The organism is Streptomyces sp. NPDC085866 (assembly GCF_044541035.1).
Lineage (GTDB): Bacteria > Actinomycetota > Actinomycetes > Streptomycetales > Streptomycetaceae > Streptomyces.
The window spans coordinates 74,136-88,702 of sequence record NZ_JBITSQ010000013.1 but is presented as its reverse complement, the minus strand read 5'-3'; the positions used below and the strand labels follow the sequence as shown (position 1 = coordinate 88,702).

Genomic DNA, 14,567 nt, shown 5'->3' with positions numbered 1-14,567 from the left:
CGCCGCGGTGGCGGGGGCTTGTCGTCAGACAGGGATCTTCACTCACAGGAGTCGGAAAATCCCAATGGAATCGGGGATTTGTGGCGTTACTCACCACTCACCCGTTCGGGTGGACGCTGCTACGTTCGAGGCATCGTCAAATCCCGCGCGTAGCCCCGGACCTGGGACGAAGCGCTTTCTCGCCGACCTTGAACCGGCGTACTGCGCAAGCCGGGAGACCCGGAAAAAGTTCCGAAGATACGCCGGCCGGGGGTACATCGTTCGGGCCGTTTCGAGTCCGGCTCCGACGGGTCCGTCGACACGAGGGTCCCGTCGGGCCGGACGGGCGTCCGGATCAGCCCACGCAGTCCGGCGGGAGCACGACGCGAGCGGTGCGGCGCTCGCCGTCGAGCACCCTCAAGGCCCGTGCCAGCGTGTCCCCATGCAGCTCCGTCTCGCCGCGCTGATGCATGAGGGCGAGCGCGTCGCGCAGCTCGGACGCCTTGCGCACCAGGGCCTGCGCCGCGCGCAGCCCGCGGTAGGTGTCCCCGGACTGCGCCGGGTTGATCCGGCCCAGCAGGTCGACCGCCTCCAGGTAACGGTCGATCAACTCGCCCTCGGCGCGGGTCAGGGCGGGCAGCGGTGGAAGCTCCGGTGGCAGCATCGGCCGGCTCACCGCGCGTGCTGTGCGCCGGGGGTGTCCCTGCGGCTCGGGACGACGCCGTCCACCAGGCCGTACGCCAGTGCGCCCGGCGCGTCCAGCACCAGCTCCCGCTCCAGGTCCTGGTGGACCTGTTCCGGGGTGCGTCCGGTGTGCAGGACCAGCATCTCCTCCATGAGCGTGCGCGTCCGGACCAACTCCTCGGCCTGGATGACGAGGTCGCTCGGCTGTCCCTGGGCCGGTTCGGGCAGCGCGGGCTGTTCGAGCACCATGCGCGCGTTCGGCAGTGCGAACCGCTTTCCCGTAGTCCCGGCCGCGAGCAGTATCGCTGCGGCCGAGGCGGCCTGGCCCAGGCAGTACGTCTCCACGTCGCAGGTGACGTAGCGCATCGTGTCGTAGACCGCCGTCATCGCGCTGAACGAGCCGCCCGGGCAGTTGAGGTACAGCGTGATGTCCCGGTCCGGGGCCGCGTGTTCGAGGTGCATGAACTGCGTGATCACATCGGTCGCCGCCGTGTCGTCGAGCGGCGTCCCGAGGAGGACGACGCGGTTCTCGAACAGCTTCGAGTACGGATCGAGCGTGCGGTGGCCCGTGCTCGTGCGCTCGGTGAACTCGGGCAGGACGTGACGGGCGGACGGTCGGGTCATGGGCATACCCCTTCCTCGCGACAGGGCCTGCGGTGGCCTCGCTTCTGTAAAAAATGTACAGGACGTACGTGACGTTAGAATGGGGGCATGGCCTACGAGATTCCGGTGACGCAAGCCAGGGCTGAGCTCGCCGACCTGATCAACCGGGTGGTGTACGGCGGTGAGCGCGTCGTCGTGACGCGGCACGGCAAGCCGTTGGTCGCGCTGGTCTCGGCCGCGGACCTGGAGCGGCTCGACGCCCTCGACGCGCCGGCCGAGGACCAGTCGGTGGTCACCTCGGTGTCCCGCGTCCGTGAGGTCGAGTCCGCGGCCCGGGAGCGGCAGCGCTTCGGGATCGCGGCCGAGCATCGGGGGCCCGGCATCTCGTAGCCGGGTATGTGCGGGCTCATCGTGCAGTCATGTGTTGATCAAGGTCTGGTTAACGTCGCTGAAACTCCGGCGAACTAGCCTGCCGATCCACGCCACCAGGGGTTTTTCTGCCCGCGTTGATCATGTTCGGGCGAATTTGTCTGTGTGTTACACCTATCCCGTCATGGTGGCTGCGGCAACCGGACCCCGCACGGTCCGGAGCAAGGACTGTGAGGTGGGACGTGCAACTGACCCCGCACGAGCAAGAGAGGCTGCTGATCCATGTGGCGGCCGACGTGGCCGAGAAGCGCAGGGCCCGTGGGCTCAGGCTCAACCACCCGGAAACGGTCGCCCTCATCACGTCGCACATCCTCGAGGGCGCGCGTGACGGCCGTACCGTCGCCGAGCTGATGTCCTCCGGCCGCAAGCTCCTCACCAGGGAAGACGTCATGGACGGCGTCCCCGAGATGATCCACGACGTGCAGGTCGAGGCCACCTTCCCGGACGGCACCAAGCTCGTCACCGTCCACGAGCCGATCGTCTGAGGGGGCCGCGATGATTCCCGGAGAGGTGCTTTTCGCGGACGGCCCCGTCGTTTGCAACGAGGGCCGCGAGGTCACCCGGCTGACCGTGCTCAACGCCGCCGACCGGCCCGTCCAGGTCGGCTCCCACTACCACTTCGCCGAGGCCAACCCCGGCCTGGAGTTCGACCGGACCGCCGCCCACGGCAAGCGGCTGAACGTCGCCGCCGGCACCGCCGTACGCTTCGAGCCCGGCATCCCCGTCGCCGTCGAACTCGTGCCCCTCACCGGCGCCCGGATCGTGCCCGGACTGCGCGGCGAGACCGGAGGCGCCCTCGATGCCTGAGATCTCCCGCGCCGCCTACGCCGACCTGTTCGGCCCCACCACCGGCGACCGCATCCGGCTCGCCGACACCGACCTGCTGATCGAGATCGAGGAGGACCGTTGCGGCGGTCCCGGGCTCGCCGGCGACGAGGCGGTCTTCGGCGGTGGCAAGGTCATCCGCGAGTCCATGGGCCAGTCGCGTGCCACGCGCGCGGAAGGCACCCCCGACACCGTCATCACCGGTGTCGTCATCGTCGACCACTGGGGGATCGTCAAGGCCGACGTCGGCATCCGCGACGGCCGGATCACCGGCATCGGCAAGGCGGGCAACCCCGACACCATGGACGGTGTGCACCCCGACCTGGTGATCGGTCCCGAGACCGAGGTCATCGCCGGCAACGGACGGATCCTCACGGCCGGCGCCATCGACGCGCACGTCCACTTCATCTGCCCGCAGATCGTCGACGAGGCCCTCGCCTCCGGCATCACCACCCTGGTCGGCGGCGGCACCGGACCGGCCGAGGGTTCCAAGGCGACCACCGTGACGCCCGGCCCCTGGCACCTGGCCCGGATGCTGGAGGCGATGGAGCAGTACCCGCTCAACATCGGCTTCCTCGGCAAGGGCAACACCGTCTCGCACGAGGCGATGCTCTCCCAGATCCGCGGCGGCGCCCTGGGCCTCAAGCTGCACGAGGACTGGGGGTCCACCCCGGCCGTCATCGACGCGGCCCTGACCGTCGCCGAGCGCACCGGCATCCAGGTCGCCATCCACACCGACACCCTCAACGAGGCCGGTTTCGTCGGCGACACCCTCGCCGCGATCGCCGGCCGGGGCATCCACGCCTACCACACCGAGGGCGCCGGCGGCGGGCACGCGCCGGACATCATGACCGTGGTCTCCGAGCCGCACGTGCTGCCCAGCTCGACCAACCCGACCCGGCCGTTCACCGTCAACACCGCCGAGGAACACCTCGACATGCTGATGGTGTGCCACCACCTGAACCCGGCGGTCCCGGAGGACCTGGCCTTCGCCGAGTCCCGGATCCGGCCGTCCACCATCGGCGCGGAGGACATACTCCACGACCTCGGCGCGATTTCGATCATCTCCTCCGACTCCCAGGCCATGGGCCGGGTCGGCGAGGTCGTCCTGCGCACCTGGCAGACCGCGCACGTCATGAAGCGGCGGCGGGGCGCGCTGCCCGGCGACGGGCGGGCGGACAACCGGCGGGTACGCCGCTACGTCGCCAAGTACACGATCAACCCGGCGCTCGCCCAGGGCCTGGCCCGCGAGATCGGCTCCGTCGAGACCGGCAAGCTCGCCGACCTGGTGCTGTGGGAGCCCGCGTTCTTCGGGGTCAAGCCGCACCTCGTCATCAAGGGCGGCCAGATCGCGTACGCACAGATGGGTGACGCCAACGCCTCCATCCCGACGCCGCAGCCGATCCTGCCCCGGCCGATGTACGGGGCGATCGGACGGGCGCCGGCCGCCAACTCGTTCAACTTCGTGGCCCCGGCGGCCATCGAGGACGGCCTGCCGGGGCGGCTGCAGCTGGGCAAGCGCTTCGTCGCCATCGACTCGACGCGCGGGGTGACCAAGGCGGACATGCGGGAGAACGACGCACGTCCCAAGGTGCGGATCGACCCCGACAGCTTCGCCGTGCACATCGACGGCGAGCTGGTCGAGGCGGCTCCGGCCGTCGAACTGCCCATGGCCCAGCGCTACTTCCTCTTCTGATGTCCAGGGCAGCACTGCTCGTCCTGGCCGACGGCCGCTTCCCCGCCGGAGGGCACGCGCACTCCGGTGGGGCGGAGGCCGCCGTCAAGGCGGGACGGATCACCTCCGCGGCGAGCCTGGAGGACTTCTGCCGAGGGCGGCTGCACACCGCAGGCCTGGTCGCAGGCGCCCTGGCGGCCGCCGCCGTCCTGGGTGTCGAGCCCCGGGAGCTGGACGCGGCCGCGGACGCCCGCACCCCCTCGCCGGCGCTGCGGGCCGCCGCGCGCAGGCTCGGCAGGCAGCTGATGCGAGCCGCGCGCGCGAGCTGGCCGTCGGCCGAACTCGACGCGCTGGCAGGTGAGTTCCCCAAGGGGGCCCATCAGCCGGTCGTGCTCGGAGTCGCGGCGAGAGCGGCCGGCCTCGGCCCCATGGACGCCGCGTACTGCGCGGCGTACGAGGCTGTGAGCGGGCCGGCGACGGCCACGGTCCGTCTGCTGAGCCTCGACCCGTTCGACGCGACGGGAGTTCTGGCCCGGTTGGCTCCGGAGCTGGATCGCGTCGCGGATTCGGCGGTGGAGGCGGCGCGCAGGGTGGTCGACGAGGGTGTCGATGCCTTGCCCGCGGCGTCGGGGCCCTTGCTGGAGATCGGCGCAGAGTGGCACGCGGCCTGGCCGGTACGGCTGTTCGCGTCGTAGAGCCCGCGGCGGAGCCACTGATGGATGCAGCGCCCCGCCGCCCCTACCCGTCCCATCCCCCAGGGGCTCCGTCCCTTCGACCCCGCCAGGGGCCCCGCCCCCTGGACCCCTCATCGGCCTGAACGGCCTCGTCCTCGAACGCCGGACGGGCTGATTGTTGCCGGACTTGGCTGAAATGGAGCCGCCTTATGCACCTCGACCACACCCACCACGGCCCCGCCGCCATCAGCGCGGACGCGCGTCGCCCCGACGGCTCCCGCCGCGCGCTGCGCATCGGGCTCGGCGGACCCGTCGGCTCCGGGAAGACCGCGACCGTCGCCGCGCTGTGCCGGGCGCTGCGCGACCAGCTGTCCCTGGCCGTCGTCACCAATGACATCTACACCCGCGAGGACGCCGAGTTCCTGCTCCGGGAGGCCGTGCTGCCGCCCGAGCGGATCACGGCCGTGGAGACCGGGGCCTGCCCGCACACCGCGATCCGCGACGACATCTCCGCCAACCTCGAGGCCGTGGAGGATCTGGAGGACGAGGTCGGGCCGCTGGACCTGATCCTCGTCGAGTCCGGCGGGGACAACCTCACCGCCACCTTCTCCAAGGGGCTCGTGGACGCGCAGATCTTCGTGATCGACGTGGCGGGCGGTGACGACATCCCGCGCAAGGGCGGGCCCGGCGTCACCACCGCCGACCTGCTCGTCGTCAACAAGACCGACCTTGCGCCGTACGTCGGCTCCGACCTGGCCCGGATGGCCGCCGACGCCAAGGCGCAGCGGGCCGAACTTCCGGTCGTCTTCCAGTCGTTGCGCGAGCAGGCCGGCGTCGCGGACGTGGCCGCGTGGGTCCGGGAGCGGCTCGCCGCGTGGGCGGCATGACGGCGAGCGGCGTCCGGGCGAACGCCCGGATCGTCGCCCGCGCCGACGGACGCGGCGGTACGGCGCTGCCCGTGCTGGACGGCGAGGGCCCGCTGGCGCTGCGCCGCACCCGGGCGAGCGGCGGCGAGGCGCGGGTGATGGTCGTCGGCGCGATGAGCGGCCCGCTCGGCGGGGACCGCTTCTCGCTGGAGGCGCGAGTGGAGGAGGGCGCCCGGCTGTACGTCGGCTCGGCCGCCGCCACCATCGCGCTCCCGGGTCAGGGCAAGGGCGAGGCCCGCTACGACGTGCGGCTGGACGTGGCCGACGACGGCGAACTGCGCTGGCTGCCCGAGCAGCTGATCTCGGCCGGCGGCAGCGACCTGTACGTCACCACGCGGGCCGAACTCGCCGCCGGGGCACGGCTCGTGCTGCGCGAGGAGCAGGTGCTCGGCCGGGTCGCAGAGGCACCGGGGCGGCTCAACAGCCGGCTCACGGTGCGTGTCGCGGGCCGGACCGTGCTGGACCAGGAGCTGTCCTGCGGGCCCGGCGCGCCGGGCGGCTGGGACGGGCCCGCCGTGCTTGCCGGACACCGCTCGGTGGGTCAACTGGTCGTCGTAAGACCCGAGTTCGCCGCACAGCCGGTTGCGGCGCGGATGCTGGGGGAGTCCGCCGCGCTGGTACCGCTGGCGGGACCCGCCGTACTCGTCAGCGCCGTGGCCCCCGACGCTCTCGGGCTGCGGCGGCTGCTGGACGAGGCGCTGGCCCTGCTGGCCTGAAATGGCGCACGTTCCGCTCAGCGGGACGTGATCGTCCGTTTATCGGATTGGTAAAGAAACGTCTGCGACCCCTGTTCTCAGACGGCTCACAGCGGAGAGGATCCCCGCCTGACCACTCTTATAACTCTGTTGGGGGAGGGGCCCACTTGAGGGAGAACAGACCGAAGAGCCGCCTGCTGGCGTTCGGTTCGGCCGGAGCACTCGTCACCGCGACCCTGATGGCCGGCGCGGTGTCGGCTCCCGCGGCCAGCGCCGACAGCCGCCACGGACAGGACCGCGAGGCCAGGGGCGCCCAGATCGCCGCCGCCCGCGCCGCCAAGGCCGGCATCGACTGGCAGGACTGCCCTGCCGACTGGGGCCTGGAGAAGCCCATCCAGTGCGGCTGGGTCTCCGTGCCGCTCGACTACGCCAAGCCGTACGGCAAGCAGATCAAGCTCGCCGTCGACCGCATCGGCAACACGGGGACCGCCGAGGAGCGCCAGGGTGCCCTCGTCTACAACCCGGGCGGTCCCGGCGGCTCCGGTCTGCGCTTCCCGCGCCGGGTCGTCACCAAGAACGCCATCTGGGCGAACGTCGCGAAGGCCTATGACTTCGTGGGCTTCGACCCGCGCGGCGTCGGCCACTCGGCGCCCATCTCCTGCGTCGACCCGCAGGAGTTCGTCAAGGCGCCCAAGGCCGACCCGGTCCCGGACACCGAGGCCGACAAGACTGCGCAGCGCAAGCTGGCCCGCGAGTACGCGCAGGGCTGCGCCGAGCGCAGCGGCGCCATGCTGCCCCACATGACCACGCCGAACACCGCCCGCGACCTGGACGTCATCCGCGCCGCGCTGGGCGAGAAGAAGCTCAACTACCTCGGCGTCTCCTACGGCACCTACCTCGGCGCCGTGTACGGCACCCTCTTCCCGGGCCACCTGCGCCGCATGGTCGTGGACAGCGTGGTCGACCCGTCGCGCGAGAACATCTGGTACGAGGCCAACCTGAACCAGGACATCGCCTTCGAGGGCCGCTGGAAGGACTGGGAGGACTGGGTCGCCGCGAACGACGCCGCCTTCCACCTCGGCACCACCCGCGCCGCCGTCCAGGCCAAGTGGCTCGAGCTGCGCGCCACCGCCAAGAAGAACCCCATCGGCGGAGTCGTCGGCCCGGCCGAGCTGATCTCCTTCTTCCAGAGCGCCCCGTACTACGACTCCTCGTGGGTGCCGGTCGCCTCGGTGTTCAGCAAGTACGTCGCCGGTGACACCCAGGCGCTCGTCGACGCGGCCGCCCCCGACCTGTCGGACACGGCCGGCAACATCAGCGCCGAGAACGGCAACGCCGTCTACACCGCCGTCGAGTGCGCCGACGCCAAGTGGCCCACCAGCTGGCGCAAGTGGGACCGGGACAACACCCGGCTCAACAAGGACTACCCGTTCATGACCTGGGCCAACGCCTGGATGAACCTGCCCTGCGCCACCTGGCCGACCAAGCAGCTGACCCCGGTGGACGTCAAGACGCACCGTGGCCTGCCGCCGGTGATGATCGTGCAGTCCACGCGTGACGCGGCGACCCCGTACCCGGGCGCCGTCGAACTGCACAAGCGCTTCAAGGGCTCCCGCCTGATCACCGAGGAGGGCGCGGGCTCCCACGGTGTGACCAGCCTGGTCAACCCCTGCATCAACGAGCGGGTCGACAGCTACCTGATCGACGGCAAGCTGGACACCGCCGACGTGACCTGCGCGCCGCACGCGACGCCCAAGCCGTAACCCCTCCGGTACGGCGACGAGGGGCGGCCGGGCTCTCCGGCCGCCCCTTCGTCATGTCCCCGCCGGCCAGGCGTCCTCGGTCGCGTAGTCGAAGAGGTCGGGATAGGCCCGGGCCAGCAGCGGAAAACACTCCCGCCAGTCTCCCTCGGCGAGCCGTTTGCGCAGCCACTCCACCGTCTCCGGCAGGCTCTCCTCGTACGACACCACCGGACGGTAGCCCAACTCCCGCTCGGCGGCGGACATGTCGAGGACGACCGGCAACGGCACCGACCAGGGAGTGCCGCCCACGGATCCGGCGGGCGGCGGACCGGCCACGAGCGTGGTCTCCGGCTCCGCGCCCATGACCGCGTCGATCGCCGCCCCGATCCCGGCCACCGTCGGCGCCTGCGGATCAACGGCGTTGAGCACCCGGGACCCGGGGCGGGCCGCGGCCAGCCGGACCAGTTCGGCGATGTTCCGGGCGCTCGCCGGATGGAACCGGCTCTCCCCGCCGTACGCGAGCACCCGCCTGCCCCGCCCGTCCAGGTGCCGCTTCACGAAGTACAGCTCACGGGGGAGCGGACTGAACGGCCCGTGCACCGCGCCCGCCCGCAGCACGGTCGTCGGCAACTCCGCGCTCTTCGCGAGCAGTTCACGCTCCAGGGCCGCCTTGCGGGTGCTGTAGGTCGCCTCGCCCGGCGCCACGGTCGGCTGCGTCTCCGCGATCGGCACCGGGTACGCCGGGAAGCCGTCGGGCTCGTCCAGGGTGTCGAAGCCCCGCCCCTTGCCGTCCTCGTACACGGACACGCTGGAGATCACGACCGCTGAGCCGATCCGGCCCGCGAGGTCGGTCAGCTGCCGTGCGTGCCCGGCGTCGTACGCGACCATGTCGACCACCAGATCGCAGCCGTCGCCCACTACCGCCGCGAGCGCCCCGTCGTCGGAACGGTCCAGCCGGACCGCCCGCACCCCCGTGCCCCACGACTCGTCCCGGCCACCGCCCCGCGAGGCGGCCGTCACGTCCCAGCCGTCCCGTTCCAGTGCCGCCACCGCCGGACGGCCGATCTGTCCGCTCGCCCCGATCACCACAGCCCGTTTCATGGGGCGAGCCTAGGCACGCGGCACGCTGGTGGCGGAGTCGTTCTGCCGACGGCAGATCAGCCGAGCGGCGCCCGCGGGAACTTGCGCTCCTTCTTCTCGGCCGTCTGCTCCGCCTTGACGACGGCCGCGTACTGGTCGACGTACTCCTGCTCGGACAACGAGAGGATGGCGTACATGATCTCGTCGGTCACGGCCCGCAGGATGGCCTTCTCGTGCTCCATACCGGCGTAGCGGGAGAAGTCGAGCGGCTTGCCGAAACGGATGACCACGGGGTGGATGTTCGGAATGACCTTGCCGGGCGGCTGCGCCTCGAAGGTGCCGATCATCGCACAGGGCACCACCGGCACCCCCGCCTTCAGCGCCATGACCGCGACCCCGACCTTGCCCTTGTACAGCCGGCCGTCGTGCGAGCGGGTGCCCTCCGGGTAGATGCCCAGCAGCTCGCCCTTGCTCAGCACTCCGAGTCCCTCGCGGATCGCGGCCTGTCCCGCGTCCTTGCCGGAGCGGTCCACCGGGATCTGACCGGCGCTGCGGAAGAAGAACGCGGTGAGGCGGCCCTTGATGCCGGGCCCGGTGAAGTACTCCGCCTTGGCGAGGAAGGTGATGCGCCGCTTCAGTATCGCCGGCATCAGGAAGTGGTCGGAGAAGGACAGATGGTTTCCCGCGACGATCGCCGGCCCCGACGCCGGCACGTTCTCCAGCCCCTCGATCCGGGGGCGGAAGACCAGTCTCAGCAGGGGGCCCAGCAGGACGTACTTGAGCAGGTAGTAGAACACGGTTCGTCCCTCACTTTGCTCATGCGCGTCCGTGGTTATCTGCAGCTGCGTTCAGCCGGTCTCATGCTGACACTTTACCGAGCCCACTGACAGATAGTCAGGTGTGGTCCAGGGTCTGGGAGCGGTATCGCGACTCCCACTCTCCGCTGGTGCGACCGGCCCCGCCTGCATAGCGTGATCACATGACCACAGAAACGGCCCGGCCCGCTCTCGACGACCGGCGGTGGAAAGCGCTCGGGGTCTGTCTGACCGCGGGCTTCATCTCGCTGCTCGACGTCTCGATCGTGAACGTGGCTCTGCCTTCCATGGAGCGCGGGCTCGGTGCCTCCGAAGCCACCCAGTCCTGGGTGGTGTCCGGGTACGCCCTCGCGTTCGGGCTCGCGCTGGCGCCGGCGGGACGACTGGGTGACCTGCGTGGGCGCCGCCAGGCGCTGTTGTTCGGCCTCGGCGTGTTCACGGCCGCGTCGGTGGGATGCGGTCTCGCTGCCGGCCCCACCTGGTTGGTGGTGTTCCGGCTGGTCCAGGGTGCGGCCGCCGGTGTGGTGGCACCGCAGACCTCGGGGTTGATCCAGCAGATGTTCCAGGGCGCCGAGCGGGCTCGGGCTTTCGGTTTCCACGGCAGCGTCGTCGCCGTGTCCACCGCGGTGGGCCCGCTCGCGGGCGGACTGCTGATCCAGGCGTTCGGCACGGACGACGGCTGGCGCTGGGTGTTCTTCGTCAATGTGCCCATCGGGGTGGCCGCCCTCATCGCGGGGCACCGGCTGCTGCCCCGCCTCCCGGTGCCGAGCGACAAACGGGAGAAGTTCGATCCGATGGGCGTACTGCTGCTCGGCACGGGCGTGCTCGCGGTGCTGCTTCCCCTGGTCCAGGAACAGCAGTGGCAGGGGCGGGCGAAGTGGGTACTGCTCCCGGTGGGCGCACTGCTGCTGGGGGCTTTCTGGATGTGGGAAAGGATCCAGGGCAGTCGGGGCAAGGCGCCGCTGGTCGACCTCGGGCTCTTCTCCCTGCGCTCCTTCACGCTCGGCACCCTGATCAGCCTCACGTTCTTCGGGGGGCTCACCACCATCTTCTTCGTCCTGTCCCTGTTCCTGCAGAACTCCGTCGGATACAGCGCCCTTGCCGCCGGTGTGACGATCCTGCCGTTCGCGGTCGCCTCGGCGGTCGGCGCGGCCTTCGGGGGACGGCTGGTGACGCGTTACGGCCGCAGCCTGGTCGTCATCGGCCTGAGTGCGGTGGCTCTCGGGCTGCTCGGCGTCGTGTCGGCCGTTCAGCTGGTGCCCGGCGAAGGCGTGGGCTGGGCCATGGCGCTGCCGCTGGTCATCGGCGGGATCGGGTCCGGTCTCACGGTCTCGCCCAACACGACCCTCACCCTTGTGCTCGTGCCGGTACGACGGGCCGGTGCGGCCGGCGGGGTGATGCAGACCGGCCAGCGCATCGGCTCGGCCGTGGGTATCGCCGTGGTCGGCGCCGTGTATTTCGCGCACCTCTCCAACCACGGCCGTGCCACGACGGCCCTTCAGCTCGGGCTGCTCACCGCCATGGCCATCATCCTCGTCGCCCTGGTCCTGGCCGTGGCCGATCTGCGGGAGCGCCGGGCGCATCCGGGCCGCGACGACCTCGCGGCGACGCTACGGCGGGGCGTGGGGGAGAGCGGGGCCGGCGAGAAGGCGGGCCGCGGGGCCTGAGGCCGGGCGGTCCTCAGCCACCAGAACAGAGATGAACGCCGTGCGTCAGCCCTTCGAGGCGCAAGGCAGCCGACGCGCTGCGAAAAGAACCATCGAAATCTTCAGCGCGGTCGAAATGGTCAAGGCCTGCAGGAAGGGCATTCCCATGAGCCACAGTGCCACCATCATGGCCGTGAGGACCAGGAAAACCGGGAGCAGGTTGGTCTGCTTCACCGCGGAACGCAGAACACTCGTGAGTGTTCGAGGCTGAGTCACCGTATCGATCGCACCAACGCGGATCTCTTCTTCGTCGACTTGCGGCATTCTCTTTCCTTCCCGCGGGCTCGTTTCCGCTAGCGAGCCTAGGTATGGCCCGATGGGGTTGCCACCGCAGCTACTCCGACGTCGTCCGTACGCGTCCGGTGATGTGAACCTTTACGCCCGTTGGGAGGTATGCGAGCGAGTGTCGCGCGGGCATCCGCCGATTCGGTCCTACGTTCCGGACATGAAACGGAACCATGTTCGGTACGCCGCGTTCGTCGCCGTACTTCTCGGTGCGGGCCCGGCTGCTTTCCCGGCCTCGGCGGTCTCCCTCCCGGCCGCGCGGACCATGACGGTGCGCCCGGGTGAGTCGATCCAGAAGGCGGTGGACGCCGCCCACGCCGGTGACACGGTCTTGGTGCAGGCCGGCACCTACCACGAGAGTGTCACGGTCAAAACCTCCGGACTGACCCTCCGCGGCGTCGGTCCGCGCACGGTGATCGTGCCTCCCGTGAAGAAGGCCGTCCCCAGCCCCAAGGCAGCGGTCGGCTGTGTTGAGGGCGGCAAGGGCATCTGTGTGGTCGGGCTCAGGAACAAGCCCGTCACGGACGTGACCGTCTCCGACCTGAAGGTGACGGGCTTCTCCAGCGTGGGTCTGTGGTCCTTGGCCACCGACCGCCTGACCGTGCAGCGGGTGAGAGCCGAGAAGAACGGCAAGTGGGGCATCTCGCAGGAGCACTCCACGCGCGGTGTGTTCAAGAACAACGTCGCCCGCAACAACGGTGACGCCGGCCTGTACCTCGCCAACACGACGATGTCGGAGAAGGGGGCCACGGACAGCCGGGGCCTGGTCGTGCAGGGCAACACCCTGGAGGGCAACCGGAACGGCCTGACGGTCCTGCGCCTGCGAAACCTCAAGGTCCAGCGGAACTACCTGACCGGGAACTGCACCGGGATGATCGTGATCGGAGACGAGAACAAGCCCCGGGCCGGCGCGCTCACCGTCAGCGAGAACTATGTGCTGCGCAACAACAAGTACTGCGCCAAGACGGCCCGGCTGCCGTTCGTGCAGGGCTCCGGGATCGTACTGTCCGGTGCGGAGAGCGTTCTGCTGACGCACAACATGGTCGCGGGCAACAGCGGCCGGTCGCCGCTGTCGGGCGGGGTCGTGCTGTTCAAGAGCATGGTCGGCGTGGGCAACGACAAGAACCGCGTCGACGAGAACTGGTTCATCGGCAACGCCCCGGCCGACCTGGTCAATCAGAACGCCTCGAAGGGCAGCAACCTCTTCCGCGGCAACTTCTGCCGGGTCTCGGTCCCGGCCGGACTGTGCTGAGCTGAGCCGGCCCGTCGGCCGTGCGGGCTCCTTGAACCGAGCAGTGTCCCTTCGCGTCGCTCCCCGCGAGCGCTGCGAAGGGACACTGCCGTTGCACCGGCTGGTGAAGGTGGCCCGCGTGACGGTCCCGGGCGGGCTCAGGCAGGAGCGAGTGCGGGCAGCAGACGCAGGGCGTTCCCGCGGTTGATGCGGCCGCGTTCCCGCTCGCCGAGGGCGGGATCCCCGTCCAGAGCGGGGGTGGTCACTTCGGTGACCACCCGTGTGGGGGTGGGTGGCCAGTCGCTTCCGTAGAGGATCCGGGAGGAACCCGCGGCGGCCAGCAGAGTGGGCGTGGCCGACGGGGACATGGGCGCGGCCGTGTCGTAGTAGAAGCGGTGCAGGTAGTCGCGGACGCGGCCGGGGTCGACGGCGGGGACGAGCTGGCGGCCGAAGACCTCGACCCGGCTCGCGATGTAGGGGAGGTACCCGCCGCCGTGCGGGAGGATGAAGGTGAGCCGCGGGAAGCGGTCCAGAGTGCCGTTCATGATCAGACTCAGGGCGGCGCGGGTGGTGTCCATGAGGAAGTCGCACACGAACGGCGGTACGCCCTGGGGGGCGCCGGAGGTGTTCACCTGCATGGGGTGCGTGCTGATCACGGCGGCGCGTTCGTCCAGTTCCGCCATGATCGGGTCGAGTGCGGGGTCGCCCAGGTACGTGTTGCCCGTGCTGGTGCGCGCGCTGACGCCTACGGCCCCGAGCTGGTCCATTCCGTGGGAGACGGACCAGCGGGAGAGTTCGGCGTCGTCGAGGAAGACGGGCGTGAAGAAGGCGAAGCGGCCGGAGTGCCTGGTGGCCAGGGCGCCGGCGGCGTCGAGGGCGACACGCGTGCTCTCCTTGCGTGCCGCAGCCTCCTTGAAGCGTCCCAGCATGGCGACGGTGAGGACACTGGTGTGCGTGCCGGTCCGATCCATCAGGTCCAGGGCGGCGGTTTCGTCCCACCGGGTCCACGGCGGCAGGCTGTCACGGTCCGCAATCCCGTTCTTCTCGGCCCACCGCACCCATTCGGGGGCGGTGTAGTGGTGGTGGACGTCTATTCGTTCGTGTCGGGCGTCGTCGTCGCTCAGTGCGGTGCGGTGGCCTATGTCGCCCGGAGCTTGCAGGTCGGTCGGCATGGAAGGGGCTCCCTACGGTGGAAGGGTCCGGGGGCGTCGAAGAGCG

Annotated in this window: 16 protein-coding genes; 10 read left to right on the top strand and 6 right to left on the bottom strand. The window is 70.5% G+C overall.

Annotation, left to right across the window (positions count from 1 at the left end; all coding sequences use genetic code 11):
- Positions 1-334: 334 nt before the first annotated feature.
- Complete coding sequence (locus ACIF83_RS30990) at positions 335-643, bottom strand: hypothetical protein (protein ID WP_399732101.1); 309 nt, start codon at positions 641-643, stop codon at positions 335-337.
- An 8-nt stretch (positions 644-651) separates the two neighbouring features.
- Entirely contained in the window at positions 652-1,287 is a 636-nt protein-coding gene (locus ACIF83_RS30985; protein WP_399731843.1) for an ATP-dependent Clp protease proteolytic subunit, read from the bottom strand.
- 87 nt (positions 1,288-1,374) lie between these two features.
- Between ACIF83_RS30985 and ACIF83_RS30980 the strand changes: the two genes are divergently transcribed.
- From ACIF83_RS30980 to ACIF83_RS30945, 8 genes are all read left to right on the top strand, one after another.
- Complete coding sequence (locus ACIF83_RS30980; RefSeq protein ID WP_399731840.1) at positions 1,375-1,656, top strand: type II toxin-antitoxin system Phd/YefM family antitoxin; 282 nt, start codon at positions 1,375-1,377, stop codon at positions 1,654-1,656.
- Positions 1,657-1,877: 221 nt separating this feature from the next.
- A complete protein-coding gene (locus ACIF83_RS30975; protein WP_393484408.1) occupies positions 1,878-2,180 on the top strand; it encodes an urease subunit gamma in 303 nt (100 codons plus the stop codon).
- Positions 2,181-2,190: 10 nt separating this feature from the next.
- Positions 2,191-2,502 (top strand): urease subunit beta, encoded by a 312-nt coding sequence (locus ACIF83_RS30970; RefSeq protein WP_386580558.1) that lies wholly within the window; start codon positions 2,191-2,193, stop codon positions 2,500-2,502.
- Positions 2,495-4,216 (top strand): urease subunit alpha, encoded by a 1,722-nt coding sequence (locus tag ACIF83_RS30965; RefSeq protein WP_399731836.1) that lies wholly within the window; start codon positions 2,495-2,497, stop codon positions 4,214-4,216. Before ACIF83_RS30970 ends, ACIF83_RS30965 begins: the two co-directional genes overlap by 8 nt.
- Positions 4,216-4,890, top strand: a complete 675-nt coding sequence (locus ACIF83_RS30960) for an urease accessory protein UreF (RefSeq protein WP_398139621.1) — start codon at positions 4,216-4,218, stop codon at positions 4,888-4,890. Before ACIF83_RS30965 ends, ACIF83_RS30960 begins: the two co-directional genes overlap by 1 nt.
- A gap of 188 nt (positions 4,891-5,078) precedes the next feature.
- On the top strand, positions 5,079-5,756 hold the full coding sequence (gene ureG / locus ACIF83_RS30955; protein ID WP_398139620.1) for an urease accessory protein UreG: 678 nt from the start codon (positions 5,079-5,081) through the stop codon (positions 5,754-5,756).
- Positions 5,753-6,511, top strand: a complete 759-nt coding sequence (locus ACIF83_RS30950; RefSeq protein WP_399732098.1) for an urease accessory protein UreD — start codon at positions 5,753-5,755, stop codon at positions 6,509-6,511. Before ureG ends, ACIF83_RS30950 begins: the two co-directional genes overlap by 4 nt.
- Before the next feature lie 146 nt (positions 6,512-6,657).
- The gene (locus ACIF83_RS30945) at positions 6,658-8,253 is read left to right on the top strand and encodes an alpha/beta hydrolase (RefSeq protein ID WP_393484400.1); all 1,596 of its coding nucleotides are present in this window, start codon (positions 6,658-6,660) and stop codon (positions 8,251-8,253) included.
- A 51-nt stretch (positions 8,254-8,304) separates the two neighbouring features.
- On the opposite strand, the gene ACIF83_RS30940 is transcribed toward ACIF83_RS30945, so the two are convergent.
- Together ACIF83_RS30940 and ACIF83_RS30935 are read right to left on the bottom strand one after the other, a co-directional pair.
- Positions 8,305-9,321 carry an NAD-dependent epimerase/dehydratase family protein gene (locus ACIF83_RS30940; RefSeq protein WP_398139717.1) on the bottom strand — a complete coding sequence of 339 codons (1,017 nt, stop codon included), beginning with the start codon at positions 9,319-9,321 and terminating at the stop codon, positions 8,305-8,307.
- A 68-nt stretch (positions 9,322-9,389) separates the two neighbouring features.
- The gene (locus ACIF83_RS30935; RefSeq protein ID WP_393484398.1) at positions 9,390-10,109 is read right to left on the bottom strand and encodes a lysophospholipid acyltransferase family protein; all 720 of its coding nucleotides are present in this window, start codon (positions 10,107-10,109) and stop codon (positions 9,390-9,392) included.
- A 182-nt stretch (positions 10,110-10,291) separates the two neighbouring features.
- Between ACIF83_RS30935 and ACIF83_RS30930 the strand changes: the two genes are divergently transcribed.
- Entirely contained in the window at positions 10,292-11,794 is a 1,503-nt protein-coding gene (locus ACIF83_RS30930) for an MFS transporter (protein ID WP_399731831.1), read from the top strand.
- Positions 11,795-11,839: 45 nt separating this feature from the next.
- On the opposite strand, the gene ACIF83_RS30925 is transcribed toward ACIF83_RS30930, so the two are convergent.
- Positions 11,840-12,097: a hypothetical protein gene (locus ACIF83_RS30925; RefSeq protein WP_393484394.1), complete on the bottom strand. Its 258-nt coding sequence runs from the start codon at positions 12,095-12,097 to the stop codon at positions 11,840-11,842.
- A 181-nt stretch (positions 12,098-12,278) separates the two neighbouring features.
- Here ACIF83_RS30925 and ACIF83_RS30920 point away from each other — a divergent pair, with 181 nt between their 5' ends.
- Positions 12,279-13,370 carry a nitrous oxide reductase family maturation protein NosD gene (locus ACIF83_RS30920; RefSeq protein WP_393484392.1) on the top strand — a complete coding sequence of 364 codons (1,092 nt, stop codon included), beginning with the start codon at positions 12,279-12,281 and terminating at the stop codon, positions 13,368-13,370.
- Between the two features lie 137 nt (positions 13,371-13,507).
- On the opposite strand, the gene ACIF83_RS30915 is transcribed toward ACIF83_RS30920, so the two are convergent.
- Positions 13,508-14,521 carry an amidohydrolase family protein gene (locus ACIF83_RS30915; RefSeq protein WP_399731827.1) on the bottom strand — a complete coding sequence of 338 codons (1,014 nt, stop codon included), beginning with the start codon at positions 14,519-14,521 and terminating at the stop codon, positions 13,508-13,510.
- Positions 14,522-14,567 lie beyond the last annotated feature (46 nt).

Bases quoted from the DNA above. Each gene is read 5' to 3' on its own strand.
- ACIF83_RS30990 (WP_399732101.1), bottom strand. From the start codon at position 643: ATGCTGCCACCGGAGCTTCCACCGCTGCCCGCCCTGACCCGCGCCGAG.
- ACIF83_RS30985 (WP_399731843.1), bottom strand. From the start codon at position 1,287: ATGACCCGACCGTCCGCCCGTCACGTCCTGCCCGAGTTCACCGAGCGC.
- ACIF83_RS30980 (WP_399731840.1), top strand. From the start codon at position 1,375: ATGGCCTACGAGATTCCGGTGACGCAAGCCAGGGCTGAGCTCGCCGAC.
- ACIF83_RS30970 (WP_386580558.1), top strand. From the start codon at position 2,191: ATGATTCCCGGAGAGGTGCTTTTCGCGGACGGCCCCGTCGTTTGCAAC.
- ACIF83_RS30965 (WP_399731836.1), top strand. From the start codon at position 2,495: ATGCCTGAGATCTCCCGCGCCGCCTACGCCGACCTGTTCGGCCCCACC.
- ACIF83_RS30960 (WP_398139621.1), top strand. From the start codon at position 4,216: ATGTCCAGGGCAGCACTGCTCGTCCTGGCCGACGGCCGCTTCCCCGCC.
- ureG (WP_398139620.1), top strand. From the start codon at position 5,079: ATGCACCTCGACCACACCCACCACGGCCCCGCCGCCATCAGCGCGGAC.
- ACIF83_RS30950 (WP_399732098.1), top strand. From the start codon at position 5,753: ATGACGGCGAGCGGCGTCCGGGCGAACGCCCGGATCGTCGCCCGCGCC.
- ACIF83_RS30930 (WP_399731831.1), top strand. From the start codon at position 10,292: ATGACCACAGAAACGGCCCGGCCCGCTCTCGACGACCGGCGGTGGAAA.
- ACIF83_RS30925 (WP_393484394.1), bottom strand. From the start codon at position 12,097: ATGCCGCAAGTCGACGAAGAAGAGATCCGCGTTGGTGCGATCGATACG.
- ACIF83_RS30920 (WP_393484392.1), top strand. From the start codon at position 12,279: ATGAAACGGAACCATGTTCGGTACGCCGCGTTCGTCGCCGTACTTCTC.
- ACIF83_RS30915 (WP_399731827.1), bottom strand. From the start codon at position 14,521: ATGCCGACCGACCTGCAAGCTCCGGGCGACATAGGCCACCGCACCGCA.